We start from the raw sequence: 17,176 nt of genomic DNA, 5'->3' as shown, positions 1-17,176 counted from the left end.
CGACTCGTGTACCCGAGGCGCGGTTCCAGGGGTTGAGCTTAAAATCCGCGTGGAACGGACTGCGGCTCGACGAATTCGAACAGGCCTTCGATGCCGCCCTCGCGGCCGATGCCAGAGGCTTTCATGCCGCCGAAGGGGGCTTCCGGGGTGGGGCCGGTGCCGGTGTTCCAGCCGACGTGGCCGAATCGGAGGCCGCCGGCTACGCGCTGGGCGCGGTCTTCGTCAGCGGTGAAGACGTAGGAAGCCAGGCCGAATTCGGTGTCGTTGCCCATTTCGATGGCTTCGTCTTCAGTACTGAAGGACACCATGGGCACCAGCGGGCCGAAGGTTTCCTCACGGAAGCAGGCCATGTCCCGCTTGACGCCGGAGACGACGGTGGGGGGGAAGAACAGCTTGTCGCTCGGCAGGTCTTCCGGCTTCGCGCCGGCCACGAGGCTGGCGCCTTTCTGGAGGGCGTCTTCCAGGTGCTCTTTGACCTTGTTGAAGCCGGCCTTGTTGATCAGCGGACCGATATCCACGTCGCCGTTGATGCCGTCGCCTACCGTCATCTTGTTGACCCGTTCAGCCAGTTTCTGGCCGAAGGCGTCCATGACGTTCTCGTGGACGAAGATGCGGTTGGCACAAACACAGGTCTGACCGCCACCGCGGAACTTGTTGGCAATGAGGTTATCCGCCGCCTTGTCCAGGTCGGCATCGTCAAAGATGATGTACGGCGCGTTGCCGCCCAGCTCAAGGGCAAGCTTCTTGACGTGCTCCACGGTGTCCAGGATGAGCTTGCGGCCCACTTCGGTGGAGCCGGTGAAGCTGAGCATGGGTACGTCCGGGTTCTCGCACAGCTCCTTGCCGATGACGCTGGCCTTGCCCATCACCAGGTTGATCATGCCCTCCGGGAGGTCCACGTTTTCTTCAATGACCGTGAACATGGCGATCATGGTCAGCGGGGTTTCACTGGCAGGCTTGATCACGGACGGGCAACCGCCGGCGAGTGCAGCAGAGAGCTTCTTGGCGATCATGCCGATGGGGAAGTTCCACGGGGTGATCAGGCCCACCACACCGATCGGACGGTAGTGGATGGTCCAGGTGCAGTCCCGGGGCTTTTCTTCCAGGGTGTGGGAATTCAGCTCGCCAATGGTCTTGGAGAAATAGTCGAAGAACCCCGCAGCATAGTCCACCTCACCCTGGGCTTCGTTCAGGGGCTTGCCGTGTTCCAGGCACAGGATACGGCCAATCTCTTCCTTGTTGGCCTTGAGGGCATCGCGGATTCCTTCGAGCCACCGGCGGCGGGTTTCGATGGCGTAGGGTTCGGTCAGGCGGAGGGCAGACTTGCCGGCTTCGATAGCGGCCTTGACGTCTTCCGCCGGCATGGACGGTACGCTGGCAATGACTTCACCAGTGGCCGGGTTATAGACGTCGAAGGTGTTGTCGCCGATCGCCTTCCATTGACCACCGATATAGCCTTTGAGGTTTTTCAGCAGGGGTGATTCGATCATGATGGCTCCTCGTTCTGATAGACAGTCGTTTTTAGTTGTTGGAAGCTGTCCGGGTATTGACGAAATCGTCCTGGAGTGAGACTACTGATCAAGTCTCCGGACACCCAGAAGTCCGGGCAGGGTTGATAATTTATTCAACCATATTGGCTGCCTTTGTCACGTCTGTAAAGGCAAACGGCCAGAGCGGGCAACCCTGAGAGTGCCTACTATACTGGTCCGAAACGATGACCCATCAGGAGGCCGTAACATGAAAGCGTATTTCCACCCGTCACAGGACCTGCACGCCCCCAAGACGTACTTCACCCGTGGGCAGATGCGCCAGCCCCAGGAGGTGGCTGACCGGACCGGTCAGATGCTGGAAGGCCTGAAGGAACTGGGCGTGGAAGTACTGCAACCGGCGGACCAGGGCGCCGGGCCTATCTCTGACATCCATGACCTGGGCTATCTGCGCTTTCTGGAATCCGCCCACCGCCGCTGGATGGAACAGGAAGACTGGGGTGACGAGGTCATCTCGAACATTTTCGTACGGGCGCCCAACCACCTGCAGGGCATCCTGGCGGAAGCAGCCCGCTACCAGGCAGACGGCAGTTCACCCATTGGCCCCAAAACCTGGGAGGCTGCCTACTGGTCGGCCCAGTCTGCCCTGGGCGCAGCCGACGCCATCAAGGCCGGCGACCGGGTAGCCTATGCGGTATGCCGCCCGCCCGGCCACCATGCCCGTCGCGATGCGGCCGGCGGCTTCTGTTACCTGAACAATGCCGCCATTGCGGCCCAGCACCTGCAGGACCGGTTTGCCCGCGTCGCTATCCTGGATACCGACATGCACCATGGCCAGGGGATCCAGGAGATTTTCTACGACCGCAGCGACATGCTTTACGTATCCATCCACGGAGACCCCACCAACTTCTATCCGGTGGTCACCGGCTTTGAGAACGAGCGCGGCGAGGGGGACGGCTACGGCTATAACATCAACTACCCGATGCCCCACGGCTCCAGTGAGCAGCATTTCTTCGACACGCTGGACAAGGCCATCCGCGACATCCGCCTGTACGACCCGGATGTGCTGGTGCTGTGTCTGGGCTTTGATATCTACAAGAACGACCCTCAGGCCAAGGTATCGGTCACCTCGGAAGGGTTTTCAAAGCTGGGCAAGCACCTGAGCCAGCTGCACCTGCCCACCCTGGTGGTGCAGGAAGGCGGCTATGACCTGGAATCCCTGAACGAGAACGTGCAGCAGTTCTTCAAGGGCATTGGCGGGGTCTGAACCGCTCAGTCCGTCAGCCAGTAGTAGAGCCGACCGATGTGTTCGTAGACCAGCCGCGTACTCTCCTGAAGGTAGAGGGCGCGCGGCAGCAGGCCCAGGTCATCGCTCTTGCCCGAACTGGCAAACCCCATGGGAGCCGGAATCACTTCAAAGCCGTGCTTCTCGAATTCCGGAATCGCCCGGGTCAGGTGGGCCGCGTGGGTTACCAGCAGGATGGTGTCCATGCCGCCAGCGTCCAGGATACGGGCACTGAACTCGGCATTTTCCCGGGTATCCCGGCTCTCGTGCTCCAGCCAGCGGGCCTGGAGGCCAAAGGCTTCGTCCAGCATTCGCGCCATCAGCTGCGCCTCTGATTCAGCGCCATCAATCCCGTTACGCCCGCCAGTCAGCAGCAGCGGCAGGCCGGTACGCCGGTGCCACCGCGCCGCCTCCGCGAGCCGGGCCAGCGGTGCCTCGGCAACGGTATCGCGGCCATTCCACTGGGGCGCCGAGGTGTCCCGGCCACCACCGAGCACCACGATTACCTCGGCCCTGGACGCTTCCTCTTCTGTCGGCACCGGATGATCTTCCAGCCCGGTACTCAGCACCGACAGCGACGGCGGAATGGACAGCAGATACAGGCAGAGCGTGCTCAGTGCAATCAGCCACCACCCTGCCCTGGGCCAGCGACGGATCATGAGCAGGCCGGCCAGCACCAGAAGGATGTTGGCAAACGGCGGAAGTACGGCGTATTTGATGAACAGAAGCACGTATACGATTCCTTTCCCGGTGTTGGCGGCGTTATCAGTTATCCGGACGTCCCTGCCCGGAACAAAACAGGGCAGGCGGCTCAGCCCGGGGCATAGACCTTGATGTTGTCATGCCCCTCGGCCTTCAGGTGCCCGGCATGGACCCGGCTCATGGTGCCCTTGTCGCAATAGAGCAGGTACTGGCGGTGGTTGTCCAGGCGCTCCACCTGCTTGTTGAGCTCGTAGAACGGGATATTGATGATCTGGTTATTGGTCAGGGTCAGCGGCGCGCGCTGTTCCTCGTCCGGGTGACGCACATCGATGATGACATCATCCACTGCCGGGGTGTTGACCAGCTCGACATCGTCCAGGGTGACTTCGGGTACCATCATGCGCCCGACCGGGGTCTCGGTACGGTCGGCGACTGCCTGCTCCAGGACTGCCGGGTCCATCTGCGCCTCGTCGTATTCCACCCGATCCAGCTTCGCCCGGGTGGCAGGTTTCTGGGAAATAACACCGCAGTACTCGGGCATGTTACGGGCGTAGGAGTCCGTTCCGATCTCATGGGCAATGCGGATAATCTGCTGCTTGTCCATGGCGATCAGCGGTCGCAGCACCACCATGTTGCTGGCGCGGTCCACCACGTTCAGGTTGGTCAGGGTCTGGCTGGACACCTGGGCCACGGCATCGCCCATGACCAGGCCTTCTACCCGGATTTCCGCGGCCACCTTGTCAGCGGCCTTCAGCATCTGCCGCTTGAGCACCACGCCCCAGTGCCGGTGGTTCACGGTACGCATGATCTCCGCCACTACGCCCTCAAAGGGTACGGATATGAACTTTACGGAGTGGCTTGAGGCGTAACGGTTCCACAGGTAGCTGGCCACCTGTTTCACGCCCACTTCGTGGGCCTGTCCGCCAAGGTTGAAGAACAGGAAGTGGCTGCGCAGGCCCCGACGCATCATCAGGTAGGCAGCCACGGAAGAGTCATAACCACCGGAAACCAGCGTCATCACATTCTCGACGGTTCCCATGGGGTAACCGCCCAGGCCTTCATGCTTGCGGTGGGAGATATGGAACTTGTCGTCCCGCACGTCGATCCGTACCTCGACATCCGGTGCCTTGAGCTTCACACCGGCCGCGTCGGAGTTCGCCAGCAGCAAGCCGCCAACCTGCCGTTCCAGTTCGCTGGAGGTAAAGTCATGGTCTCCCGAGCGACGGGCCCGAACGGCAAAGGTCCTGCCGGCCAGGCGTTCCCTGTATGCCGCCAGGGTTTTTTCGCCCACGTCGTCCAGGCTGACCAGCGGATAGACGGAGATTTCCTGGATGGTGGAGATTCCGGGAATGCGGCTGAGTTCGTCCAGCACCGGGCTCAGCAGCCCCCGGCCGTCAGGTACGTCCACATCAACGCGGTCCCAGGAACCCTCGACACGGATTTCCGGGTCCAGGCGGGCCAGCAGTTTGCGGATATTCTGGCGGAGCTGGCGCATCTGCTGACGACGAACCGGCTTGCTCTTGATGGCTACTTCAGCAGCCGGGCGAATCAATAACATCATGGGGGACAAATCGACTATCGGGTGACTGGCGTAAAGAAAGTAAAGGCGTTAGTTTACCCGGTTCCCGGAGTGCCTCAAAATCCGGCCTTGCCGAAAGCCACCGGAAGTGTGCACAACGAATCATCAGGAGTCAGGTAATCCATGCAGAAACAGCCCACGGTGAATGCCCTCATTTCCCCTGAAGGCAGCCTCGAAATACTGTCCAACCACGAAGTCAACCGCCTCAAGGATCGCAGCGAGGGTGGCCTCTATCAGTTGTTCCGACAGTGCGCCCTGGCTGTGCTCAATACCGGCGCCGAGACCGACGACACCAAGGACCTGATGGAGGCCTACTCGGATTTCGACATCCGCCTGGTGCCCCAGCCCCGGGGGCTGAAGCTTGAAGTGGTTAACGCACCGGCCAGTGCCTTCGTGGACGGCGAGATGCTTCTCGCCATCCGTGAACACCTGTTCGCCGTTCTCCGGGATATCGTGTATTCCAACACCATTCCCACCTCGGTGGCGGGTTTCCGCCGGGATAACCCGGAAGACCTTACCAATCTGATCTTCCACGTCCTTCGCAACGCGAGGTCCCTGCAGGCCGGGCGCTCACCGGACCTGGTCGTGTGCTGGGGCGGGCACTCTATCAGCCGTGAGGAATACACCTACAGCAAGGAAGTGGGCCACCAGCTGGGCCTTCGGCGCCTTAGCATCTGCACCGGTTGCGGACCGGGTGCGATGAAAGGCCCCATGAAGGGCGCAACCATCGGGCACGCCAAGCAACGGGTCAAAAACGGCCGTTACATTGGTATTACCGAACCGGGTATTATCGGCGCCGAGGCTCCCAACCCGATCGTTAACGAACTGGTGATCATGCCCGACATCGAGAAACGCCTGGAAGCGTTTGTGCGTGCCGGCCATGGCATCATCGTCTTCCCGGGTGGTGTGGGTACAGCCGAGGAGATTCTCTACCTGCTGGGGCTGTTGCTGCACCCGGACAACGCCGACCTTCCCTTCCCGGTGGTCTTTACCGGCCTGAAAGAAAACGCCGAATACTTCGAAATGATCGACCGCTTTATCCGCAATGCCCTGGGGGACAAGGCCGCGGAGAAATACGAAATCATCATCGACGACCCGGCTCGCGTCGCCCAGACCATGAAAAAGGGCATTACCGAAGTGGAAACCTTCCGCCGGGCCATGCAGGATGCCTATCACTTCAACTGGATGCTGAAGATCGACCCCGTTTTCCAGATGCCCTTCGAGCCCACCCACGAAAGCATGCGCGCACTGGAGTTACATCGCGACCAGCCGGTCCATATGATCGCGGCAAACCTGCGCAAGGCCTTCAGCGGCATTGTGGCGGGCAACGTGAAACAGGAGGGGATCAAACAGGTAGAGGCCAAGGGCCCGTTCGAGATCGCCGGCGACCCGGTTCTGCTGGATCCGCTGGAGGAGATGCTGGCGGCGTTTGTTGCCCAGAACCGGATGAAACTGCCGGGAGGGTCTGCCTATATTCCCAGCTACCGGATCGTCAGTGGCGGGTACTGAGGGGTTTCCTGCGTTCAGGCAACCCCACAAACAAAAACGGCCGGGGTTCTGAACCGGCCGTTATCTGCTTCAATGATCCGAAGTGTACCAGGCCTTACTTGCCACCATCGGCGGGCAGACTGGCGTAGAACGCTGCCAGGTTGGCAATATCCTCATCACTGAGGCCGGTTGCCTGACCCTGCATGACCGGAGCCTGGCCACCAGAACGTTGCTTGTTCTTGTATGCCTTCAGAGAAGACACCAGATAGGCCTCGTTCTGACCCGCCAGATTCGGGTAACCCGGAATCTGTGCAATACCATTCTGGCCGTGACATGCCGCGCAGACGGCTGCCTTGGCCTTGCCAGCTTCCACATCGCCCGCGGCACTTGCCAGACCAGGTGCTGCAAAAGTTGCCATTACCACACCGGCCATTGCCAGTTTTTTCAAGCTCATAGGTCTCTCCATCAGTTTTTGGAACCTTTGATCCGTTTTATATCACAGCCCTTCTGGCGCCGCACATGAGTTAGATCAAGAGGCACCGCTCAACAATGCGCCTCCGACCTTTGTACTCTTTATTTCTGATACAGTTAGCACCACAGTAGGTACTTGTACCCAACCTATTAGAACCCACGGAAAGCGTCCAAACATTATGAGCATTCAGACCCGCGAACTCTCCTGCCGCAGCGGCAAGCTCGGCCTGCTGACCCTGGACTCGCCGGATACCCTGAATGCACTTTCTTCGGACATGTTCCACCGTATGCAGGCCCAGCTGGATGCCTGGGCCGACGATGACAACCTCTGTCTGGTAATGATCAGCGCCAATGGTGACCGGGGCTTTTCCGCTGGCGGGGATATCCGCGAACTCTACCAAGCGCTGAAAGGCCCCCCTGGCGCAGCCACTGTGACAGAGGTATTCGCTCAGGAGTACCGGGTGGATTACACCCTCCACACTTTCCCCAAACCAGTCGTCACCCTGGCCCACGGCATTACCATGGGCGGCGGCATGGGACTTTTACAGGCCAGCCGCTACCGACTGGTGACCCCAGACACAACCCTGGCCATGCCCGAAGCCGCCATTGGTCTGTTTCCAGACGTCGGTGCCAGCTGGTTTCTCAACCGCCTGCCCGGCAGTATCGGCCTGTTTATGGGCCTGACCGGGGCACGGATGAACGCCGCCGACGCCATGCGCATTGGCCTGGCCGACCTGGTCATCGAACGCAGCCAGCAGGATGAACTGGTCAGCCGCATTACCGACCAGTACTGGACCGGCGAGATTGCCGCTGACGACAACCGACTGTTCCGCCTGCTTAACCAGCTGGATGAGGCCCCCACCGAATCCCTGCCTGCCAGTGAACTGGCCACCCACGAACAGGAAATCGCCCGGCTTTGCCGGCGTGATGAACTGCCCCGTGTGGTGGAACGGCTGCTGAACAGTACTGCTGACGATCACTGGTGGCGGGCGTGCATTGATGGATTACGCAACGCCTGTCCGGTATCGCTCTACCTGCTGGAACGTCAGCTGGCCCATGGCCTGCAGATGTCGCTGAAGGATATCTTCCGGATGGAGCTGGCCATGGTGGCCAACTGTGCCACCCATCCGGACCTGGCCGAGGGCATCCGCGCGCGACTGATCGACCGGGACAACCAGCCCGCCTGGAGTTTCCAGTCGTTGGCCGAAGTTCCGGAGGACTATGTGGAAGGCCACTTCACGCCTCCCTGGCCTGAAGCGGAAGACCCCCTCGCGGACCTCTAGTGTCCCGGAGGCGCCAGGTTATGCTGTTCTTCAGCGTTAACCGCTACACTACTGCAAACACGGAACAACAGGCTCCTCCACCGATGCTCACCCGACACGTCTCCCAATTGCCCTGGCGCGTCATCACGATCACCCTGGTCAGCCTGCTGTGGCTGCTGCAGCCCACATCGGCTGCAGCAGCCGTTACCGACCTCCTGCCAGGAGCAACCGAGGAGCAGGACCGGGAGTCCGCAGAGGAATCCTCAGAACCTGATGACTCCGGGAAGGCCCAGGAAGAAGGCCAGAAAGAAACCGAAGCAGAGCCACCACCGGAACCTTCCGCAACCCCGGTTCAGCCGGTACTGGAAGAAGAACCGGAACAACCGCTGCAAAGTGACCTGCCAACGGCGGAGCATGCCGATATCCGCCAGCAGATCGACACCTTGCGAGAGGCCCTGGCAAAACGCCAGGCCGCCCTGGAGGCCAGTGAGCGCCGCCTTACACAGGCCCGCTCCCTGCTGGAGCGACTGGATAACGAATACCGCAGCTTTGAGCTGCGACTGGAAACCGCCGGCCTCAACCTCACCAATGACTACGCCCGACTGCTTCGCCAGCGCCTGGAACGACTTCAGAGCCAGACCATCGCCGACGGCCTCACCGAAGGCATCAGTACCCAGCTGGCCGCAGCGCGGGAAGAACAGCTTCGCCTTGAAGAGTATGAAGCCCTCAGTGGCCCTGAAGATACTGACCGTGGTCGTCTGCGACAGCTGCGCAGTGAGGTCATCGTCCAGCTACATGGGGCGGTTACCGACCATATTGATGTACTGAACGACTACTACAACACGGTAGTCGAGCTGCGTGAACGTTTTTCTTCCTACCAGACTTTGCTGCAGCAGCGTCTGTTCTGGCTACCCAGTGCGAACCGGGTATCGCCAGCCAGCGCCGGCGAGCTGTACCACGGCGTCAGCTGGCTCCTGTCAGGACTGCAGTGGCAGGAATTGAGGCACACCGTCAGTGCGTCCTTCGATGAACGGGGCGCCCGGATACTGCTCATTCTGGCGATACTGGCTGTATTGCTGATGCGACGCCGGTCCCTCCGCAACACGGTGGTCAATAGCGGCGAAGACGTCGGTAACGTAGGCAAAGACCGGATGGCCCTGACCATCACTGCCGCCAGCCTGAGCTTTTTACTGGCACTGCCCTGGGTTCTGGTGCTGTCGGCGGCGGCGCTTCTCCTCAAGGAAGGGAACACATTCTTTACCGCGCTGGCCTCCGGCTTTACCGGTGCCGCCTTCGTGACCCTGCTGCTGCGCACCCTTCATTCAGTGGCAAGGCCCGAAGGTCTGGGGGAACGTCATTTTCACTGGAACAAGCCAACCCTGGCATCCATTCGCCGGCAAATGCCGCTGCTGCTGGCCGTGCTGACACCGGTGGTAGTCATTCTGCCCACTATGGAGACGCCGGAAGGGGCCGCCTACAGCAACAGCCTGGGACGCTTCCTGTTCCTGGTTGCCTCAGCGGCGCTGGCCTGGTTCGCTTACCGGGTCATGTCAGCAGTGCTTACCGCCAACCCCTCCAGCCGGTTCCTGCAGGGCGCCCGGGTTCTGACCGTGGCCATTCCGTTGTTACTGGCGCTGGCCTCCCTGTGGGGTTACCACTACACCGCCGTCCAGCTGGAAGGGTTGTTATTCCTCAGTGGTTGCTGGCTGGCGACTGTGATGCTGATGTACTACCTGGCCCTGCGAGCCCTCTCCGTCCGGGAACGCCGGCTGACCCTCAAGCGATTGCGGGAACAGCGAGTCGCCGAACGCAAGCTGGCAGAAGCCCGCGAGACCGCCGAAAATTCCGGCGAAGGCATGCCGGTGGCCCTGGACATGCCGGAAATGGACCTGAAGGACATCAGTCACCAGAGCAAGACCCTGGTGCGCATCGTCGCCTATGTGCTTGCGGCCTCTGTGCTGTGGGTATTCTGGGCGGACGTTATTCCCGCCCTGCAGGTGTTTGACAGCATCACCCTGTGGTCCATCGGCGGCGCCGAAGGGGAAGAGGCCCTGCCCATCACCCTGGGCGACCTGATGCTCGCCCTGCTGTTCGGAATCGGTACCATCCTGGCCGCCCGCAACCTGCCGGGCACCCTCGAAGTCATGCTTCTCAGCCGGCTGAACCTGGAGCCCGGCGCCGGCTACGCCATTACCACCCTGGTCACCTACGTTATCGTGTTCGTCGGCATCGTGGCGGCCCTGGCGGTGATCGGGCTGCAATGGTCGAAACTGCAATGGCTGGTGGCAGCCCTCGGTGTCGGGCTCGGCTTCGGGCTACAGGAAATCGTCGCCAACTTTGTGTCCGGCATCATCCTGCTGTTCGAACGGCCGATACGGGTGGGCGACACCGTCACCATCAACGGCATCACCGGCACCGTGGCCCGTATCCGCATCCGCGCCACCACCCTGGTGGATTGGGACCGCAAGGAACAGATCATTCCCAACAAGACCTTTGTCACCCAGGACCTCACCAACTGGACGCTGTCCGACCCGATTACCCGCGTAATCATCCGGGTCAGCGTTGCCTACGGCTCAGACGTGGACAAGGTACGTGACCTGCTGCAGGAAGTGGCTGAAAACAACGAGCGAGTGGTGAACGATCCGGCCCCGGCGGTCTTTTGCGTGGGCCTCGGCGACAGCAGCGTCAACTTCGAGGTCCGGGTTTTTGTTCGCGAGCTGCTGGACTTCATGCCCCTCTCCCATGAGTTGCACTCCGCCATTACCCGCACCCTTCGGGAGGCCAACGTGGAAATCCCCTTCCCGCAGCGGGATATCCACATCCGCACAGCCCCCATGCCCTGGGGAGTACCCGGAGCAAAGACCGAGGGGGCAACCTGATGGCGCCGTCCACGTTGTGTAACACCTGGCGGCTATACTCGAACTTTCCCAACTGAGGTAAGCGGATACGATGTTTGAGATGTTCTTTTCCACCTATGTCAGCTCCACCATCCGCTTCCTGTTCCTGCTGGCACCCTTCTTTGTGGTGTCCATGTTCCTGGCGCTCACCCGGGGCCTACCGGCGCACGAGAAAGCATCCATCATCAAACGGGCCTCTATCTCAGCGCTGATTCTGGGCCTGGTCCTGTTCTTCGCCGGCCCGATCCTGTTCAGTGCCATCGGCATCACCCTGAACTCGTTCCGTATCGGCGCAGGCAGCCTGCTGTTCCTGACCGCAATCAGCCTGGTCACCAGCGGCACCCGTAACCACGCCACCGGACTGCCCGAAGAGGAGCGGGACGACGTTGCCGTCGTACCACTCGCCATCCCGGTCATGATCGGACCGGCCACCATCGGCGCCATCCTGGTCTACGGCGCCGAACTAAAGGCCGTGCCGGAAGTGGCCGGCGGGCTGCTGGGCCTGTTGTCGGGGTTGCTGATCCTGGCCGTATTGCTGCACCTGTCCGGCCACCTGGAGAAACTGCTGGGCAAGACCGGGCTGAATATCCTGTCCAAGATCAGCGGACTGATTTTGTCGGCCATGGCTGCGGAGATTGTTATGACGGGGGTTGCAGGGTTTGTAGGGTCACTTTGATTGGTCTTGCAGCTGAAACAGGGGTGTATACACAGTTGCTATTGGGACACACAAATATGTCGAGTACCGGACGGTACCTTGGTGTTGAAGTCGAGGATGCTATGGAGATAGCTGAGAATATTGAGATCTAAATGCGTAACTAGGCTCCTTGGTTCCTGGATGCCGCAGACGCTGTTAGCTCCAGTCGAGGATCACCCTCGAGTTTCGATCAGGTTCCTCCGGTCGTAAACAAAAGCGAACATTCGCCCCGTACTCAATCCGAACCTGTTTTCTGCCTCAAACTTGAGAAATCCATCTTTTCTGGGGCTCAGAAATTCGTCTATACATGAGTTACTGTGATGCCATTCGATCGGCAAAGATGCGCTAGAATTTGGGGGCAGGTCATGAAAACACCTGAAATCCGCAAATTCTTACGGTTTATTTTGCAAAAACGCTGCACGCTTTTCACAGGCAAACCTTGTAACCTATTGTTTTAACACGGAGATTTCCAGAATCCTGGATTTAACATTGCAAAAATGTGCACAAATAAGTCGCGTGCAAACTGTTCACAGAGCGTGGGTTCGCAAAATCGTGGAAAGGCAGCTAGTATCCCCCTGAAATGGATAGGAAATCCGCACTGTGATTCAGGTCTAGATTGAAAGAGCCGACTGGGTTCAAAGCGAATTCAAACTAATAAGCTGTTATGACTTAAGGAGAGTCCAGTGCAAGTAAAAGAGCTGTTGGAGCTTACGACGTGGATAGACAAACATATAAAGGCGCCGGATGTGGCAAAGAAAGTTCATGCCTTACACCAAGTACTAGAGCAGAATAAAAACGCTCGAAATAACCAGCAACAACAGCCTTTTGAAGACCAAAAGAATAAGTTAATAAAAACGATAGAAGCCATAGATACCGCATCTCTCACCAACGAGCAGGAGCGAATGCTTACTCGCATGGGCATATTAGATAACATTGGGCCAAGCGGCGTGGCAAAAGTCGAAGATATTCTTTTTAGAAATAGTTTAGATGTCACTACAGCATCAAACAAAATTAAAGAGATTTTCGATCAGGTTAGCAGTGCTACAAACACATCTGATCAGTTGAAGAGCAGCCTTTCTCCTTTGGTTGAAGGCAAAGATGAAGACAGTGATAGCCCTGATAGCTCTGATGTATTAATGAGCGTGAGGTTCCAAAATGAAGTGAGCCTGAGCAATGTAACCGACTTTAAGCGATTAGGCAGTAGTTGGTGGGAAATTGGAAGAGGAATTGCGATGGCGCATGATTGTGCGCCTGAAGATGTCCGGATAGTCGGTGCTCAAAAAGGCTCAATTGTTGTCGAGTTAGCTGTAATTGCTGCCATCGCAACAACCACCAGCACGATTATTTTAGCGGCATTAAAAGTAGCTGAACGAGTCCTTTCGATACGAAAGCAGGTTGAAGAACTAAAGGGACTAAAACTTAGTAACAAGAAACTCGAAGCGGAGCTTGAAAAAGAAGCCGACAAAGAGAAAAAAGAAGGTCTTGAAAGGATCGCCAAGGAAGTTGCTGATGCCTTGAATATTAACCAGAACGGTGATGGCGAGAAATATAAGGTGTTAGAAAAGTCTGTCAAAAATCTAGTGGATTTTGTCGAAAAGGGTGGCGAAGTCGATTTTTTCTCACAGGGCGAGGACTCGGATTCCGAGGAACATGACAAGTTGAAAAGCAATTTCTCAGAGATCAAAAAACTGGAAAAAAGAGTTTTGCAGCTTGAACGCGCGCAGTCATAACAAGCGACTGTACGGCGACCGATTTTCCGTCGCTTCGCGCCTTCAAACCGGCGCGTGGGCCGGGCGTTATAAATAGGAGGAACGTTGGACCCGTATTATGAATTAGCTTACGCATTAGAGTCTCAATCACTGAGCTTCTTTGTAGGAACTGGCTTTTCCATGCACTTAACGGATGGGACTGCTCCGAGTTGGTTGAGCCTGTTAAAAACCTGTTGTGAAAAAATTGATGGTGGAGAAGAGTTGGCAGAGCAACTATTTCCGAATGACAACCCAATCATGTCTTTGGAAGAATGTGCCAGCATCATTAAGGTAAAGATGGATAGCCAAGGGTACTGTCTTCATACAGAAATATCAAAGGTTATTGGAAACCTAGAGCTTGGGGAATCAGGCGAAGAAACCAAGGAGGTACTAGAGGGGCTCCCAGCTGTCACGTTTATCACTACAAATTATGACCTTTTGATAGAGGAGGAACTCATTGGAGATTATAAATGTACCTCGTATTCAATAGGTTATCCAATAAACAGGCAAGCAAAAGACTATCAGGTTTATCATGTGCATGGGTCTGTAAAGTATCCAAAGAAGATGGTTGTCACCGCAGATGATTATTTTCGATTTATTAATTACCCTGACTACTTTTCTAAGAAAGTCCAAACGCTCATTGAGGAAAGTACGACGGTTATAATTGGCTACTCGCTTGGCGATGTCAATTTCAAAGCCATTCTTAATAATATTAGATCGAATAGAATTCATGATATAAATAGACAGAACCTATTTTTTCTTTCGAGAAATCCTGTGAACAAAAATATCAAGGACTATTACGATAGAAGCTACGGACTTCGAGTGATCGAAAACACAGAGGTTGAGGATTTTCTTAGAAAAATAGAAACAAAGCACGAGCAAATAAAAGAGAGGGTATCGAGGTCTCGTGACCTTTTGATGCCTGTCTTAGAGGGCAAAAAAAGGTTTACCGATTCGTATTTGAAAAAGCGAGACTCTTTCTACGAAATTATAGCAACCTTGTCGTCAAATGGGATTATTGTGTCCCACTCTAAAGTGGTTAAATTTCTCAAGGATATATTCGAAAGAAAGCGCGGTTTTACTCGGGTTACTGGCGCTTGGCAGCAATATAAGCATTTGGCTGGCTGGCTTGTTCATATTGGTGCAATAATGGACATTCAGGGAACCCCTCTTGAAGATGCGTACCTCAAGGCAGTCGAGGCATCGTTTAACAATATGTCCAAAAGAAAAATCATGGGCAAGTCATGGGACTCCTTCGTCATATGGAAGCGGCACTGGCTAGATCTAACTTACGACAACAGAATAATGATCTGTCAATATTTTGAAGGCGTGGATGTCTCTTCGGATGCATCAGAGGTAATGAGCCAGTGAATTTATGACAATCGGCTGCGCAGCGACCTATTTCCCGCCGCATTGCGGCTCCAAACCGGCGCATGAGCCCGGCGATAATCCGGCTTTCTTTCATTATATCGTACCCTAAAGGAATTTCTTGAGGTTTACTATGGGCCACAACGACCATTTTGAAGACGACTATCCGGATTTACCGGATGAAGCAGGAGCGAATACACGGTCAGGCTTCGAACCTAATAATGAGTGGCTTTTATCTGCACCCCCCAACCTTCGTCATGAGGCAATGCGACAATGGTTCCTGAGTCGTTATTGGGATCCCGCGAATGATACGCCTTACAACGGTCGTGAAGGAGGGTACCTATATATCCACGGCGGTCCCTATGAAGCCGAGGATGAGCTTTATGGGAGATTCGGGGAGCTATTCGATGATGAGGTAGTGCGTGCTGTCATTGATGATGTTGAGTCCGATGGAGTATATGAGTGGGCACCAATACACACTGAACCAGATTACGATAATTACTTCGCTCTTGAAGTTGAATCGGAAAGTTTGCCTTACGAGCAGTTTGCGCAGGGCTTATCGGAGATTGATTCATTAAATGCTACAGAGCTCGATCCGGAGCATGCAAGGCTTCTTCGCCAACTTCTTTATTCGCACCTAATTGCTGCTTTAGAGACCTATTTGTCAGATACCATGTCATATTGGATTAAATCTGACGATGCTGTTTTTAGAAGGTTCGTATCTCACTGCTCTGATTTCAAGCAGGAAAAATTTTTTCTATCCGATATATTTAACCGCCTTGAGAGTCTACACGATCAGGTAGAACAATATATACAGAAAACTGTCTGGCATCGCCTAGATAGAGTTATTCCGCTCTTTGCGAGTGCGCTGGATATCGAAAGACCAGAAATAGAACAGCTTATGGTACACATAGTGATTCGTCATGACATAGTTCATCGGGGAGGCAGAACCAAGGATGGGAACCATGTTGAAATAACAGCTGATAAGCTAGCCGAGCTACGTGAATGTGTTGCAAGCTTTGTAGCGAAGATAGAAGACGAAATTACGTCAAAAGACGATGATTCTGATTTATAGTGCTTTCCAGGGGGCGCTTAAAAAATGCATGTTGTCGGACAGATTGTCCGCTGCGCTCCAAAATCAGCCGATAAAGCAGACGTTGATTGACCATCCTGAATGTCCGCTTTGCGACCAGGTTGGCCGTCAGAGAACAATCTTCTGAACCATACTTAAAGGCCCTTACTCTCCAAAGAGGGCCTCGTCATGGCATTTCCTACCAGCAAAGCTCCCTGGAACAAAGGGAAGCTCGTCGGCCAGAAGCTACCGCTCAAACTCGAACAAATATGGGCTATCCGTATTCGGTTAGAGATAGCGAAGAACATCCGCGAGCTGGCGATGTTCAACATGGCAATTGACTGCAAACTCCGATCCTGCGATCTGGTAAAGCTTTTGGTTCGAGATATTTCCAGAAACGGTGAGGTTCTGGACCGAGCGCAAGTCATCCAGCAGAAGACCAGTCAGCCTGTTCAGTTTGAGATAACCAAAAAGACGCGCGAATCGGTCGAAGCATGGATCGAGTTGCGCGGACTCTCGGGTATGGATTATTTGTGGCCGAGCCGGATACGAAAGTTCGACCATATCACTACCCACCAATACGCCCGCCTTGTCAAAAAGTGGATTACCAGCATTGGACTTGACCCTTCAGTCTATGCAACCCATTCAATGAGACGCAGCAAAGCGACATTGATCTACAAGAAGACCAAGAATCTTCGAGCCGTCCAGTTGCTGTTGGGACACACGAATATGTCGAGCACCGTGCGGTACCTTGGTGTGGAGGTCGAGGATGCTCTGGAGATAGCTGAGAGTATTGAGATCTAGGTGCGTAACTTGTGTCTTTGGCCCCTTTGGATGCCGCAGACGCTGCCAGCCCCGGTCGATGCTCACCCTCGGGTTTCGATCATGCTCCTCCCGTCGCTAAACAAAAGCGAACTTCGCTTGCCCCACTTTTCGGCCAGTTATCTATCGCCCTGGGGTGGTCGACCCCCTCAGATTACGCCCGAAAACACGCTGTTTCCGGCCATTTGAAGCAGCCATTGGAGTGACCCTACCCCAGAATTTCGGTCCATTTAAAACTGGAAAATCCGGCATGATAGAGCCTTGAGCAGGAGATCATGTCATGAAGCGATCCCGTTACACC

Annotated in this window: 13 protein-coding genes and 1 pseudogene; 10 read left to right on the top strand and 4 right to left on the bottom strand. The window is 56.1% G+C overall.

Annotated features, from left to right (window positions below; all coding sequences use genetic code 11):
* Nucleotides 1-38: 38 nt before the first annotated feature.
* Entirely contained in the window at nt 39-1,490 is a 1,452-nt protein-coding gene (locus tag ACESMZ_RS00070) for an NAD-dependent succinate-semialdehyde dehydrogenase (protein ID WP_372972054.1), read from the bottom strand.
* Between the two features lie 247 nt (nt 1,491-1,737).
* Here ACESMZ_RS00070 and ACESMZ_RS00065 point away from each other — a divergent pair, with 247 nt between their 5' ends.
* Nucleotides 1,738-2,754 (top strand): histone deacetylase family protein, encoded by a 1,017-nt coding sequence (locus tag ACESMZ_RS00065; protein WP_372972053.1) that lies wholly within the window; start codon nt 1,738-1,740, stop codon nt 2,752-2,754.
* 5 nt (nt 2,755-2,759) lie between these two features.
* Here ACESMZ_RS00065 and ACESMZ_RS00060 read toward each other — a convergent pair whose 3' ends face one another.
* The gene (locus ACESMZ_RS00060) at nt 2,760-3,503 is read right to left on the bottom strand and encodes a YdcF family protein (RefSeq protein WP_372972052.1); all 744 of its coding nucleotides are present in this window, start codon (nt 3,501-3,503) and stop codon (nt 2,760-2,762) included.
* An 80-nt stretch (nt 3,504-3,583) separates the two neighbouring features.
* Complete coding sequence (gene thiI / locus ACESMZ_RS00055; protein ID WP_372956060.1) at nt 3,584-5,035, bottom strand: tRNA uracil 4-sulfurtransferase ThiI; 1,452 nt, start codon at nt 5,033-5,035, stop codon at nt 3,584-3,586.
* Between the two features lie 141 nt (nt 5,036-5,176).
* On the opposite strand from thiI, the gene ppnN reads away from it, so the two are divergent.
* Nucleotides 5,177-6,562 (top strand): nucleotide 5'-monophosphate nucleosidase PpnN, encoded by a 1,386-nt coding sequence (ppnN, locus tag ACESMZ_RS00050; RefSeq protein WP_372956059.1) that lies wholly within the window; start codon nt 5,177-5,179, stop codon nt 6,560-6,562.
* Between the two features lie 94 nt (nt 6,563-6,656).
* Here ppnN and ACESMZ_RS00045 read toward each other — a convergent pair whose 3' ends face one another.
* On the bottom strand, nt 6,657-6,995 hold the full coding sequence (locus ACESMZ_RS00045) for a c-type cytochrome (RefSeq protein ID WP_372956058.1): 339 nt from the start codon (nt 6,993-6,995) through the stop codon (nt 6,657-6,659).
* Between the two features lie 196 nt (nt 6,996-7,191).
* Between ACESMZ_RS00045 and ACESMZ_RS00040 the strand changes: the two genes are divergently transcribed.
* The 8 genes and pseudogenes from ACESMZ_RS00040 (at nt 7,192) to ACESMZ_RS00005 (ending at nt 16,857) form a co-directional block, all read left to right on the top strand.
* Nucleotides 7,192-8,295 (top strand): enoyl-CoA hydratase/isomerase family protein, encoded by a 1,104-nt coding sequence (locus tag ACESMZ_RS00040; protein WP_372972051.1) that lies wholly within the window; start codon nt 7,192-7,194, stop codon nt 8,293-8,295.
* 20 nt (nt 8,296-8,315) lie between these two features.
* Nucleotides 8,316-11,153: a mechanosensitive ion channel domain-containing protein gene (locus tag ACESMZ_RS00035; protein ID WP_372972050.1), complete on the top strand. Its 2,838-nt coding sequence runs from the start codon at nt 8,316-8,318 to the stop codon at nt 11,151-11,153.
* Between the two features lie 70 nt (nt 11,154-11,223).
* Nucleotides 11,224-11,847, top strand: a complete 624-nt coding sequence (locus tag ACESMZ_RS00030) for a MarC family protein (RefSeq protein WP_372972049.1) — start codon at nt 11,224-11,226, stop codon at nt 11,845-11,847.
* A gap of 32 nt (nt 11,848-11,879) precedes the next feature.
* Nucleotides 11,880-11,978 (top strand): annotated as a pseudogene (locus ACESMZ_RS00025) (integrase); the annotation flags it as partial.
* Nucleotides 11,979-12,548: 570 nt separating this feature from the next.
* On the top strand, nt 12,549-13,595 hold the full coding sequence (locus ACESMZ_RS00020) for a hypothetical protein (RefSeq protein WP_372972048.1): 1,047 nt from the start codon (nt 12,549-12,551) through the stop codon (nt 13,593-13,595).
* 84 nt (nt 13,596-13,679) lie between these two features.
* Entirely contained in the window at nt 13,680-14,984 is a 1,305-nt protein-coding gene (locus ACESMZ_RS00015; RefSeq protein WP_372972047.1) for an SIR2 family NAD-dependent protein deacylase, read from the top strand.
* Nucleotides 14,985-15,114: 130 nt separating this feature from the next.
* Entirely contained in the window at nt 15,115-16,056 is a 942-nt protein-coding gene (locus ACESMZ_RS00010) for a HEPN domain-containing protein (RefSeq protein WP_372972046.1), read from the top strand.
* A gap of 186 nt (nt 16,057-16,242) precedes the next feature.
* Nucleotides 16,243-16,857, top strand: a complete 615-nt coding sequence (locus tag ACESMZ_RS00005; RefSeq protein WP_372972045.1) for a tyrosine-type recombinase/integrase — start codon at nt 16,243-16,245, stop codon at nt 16,855-16,857.
* Nucleotides 16,858-17,176: the final 319 nt, after the last annotated feature.

Source organism: Marinobacter sp., from assembly GCF_041690615.1.
Taxonomy (GTDB): domain Bacteria; phylum Pseudomonadota; class Gammaproteobacteria; order Pseudomonadales; family Oleiphilaceae; genus Marinobacter.
This window is presented reverse-complemented; position numbering and strand designations above follow the sequence as displayed.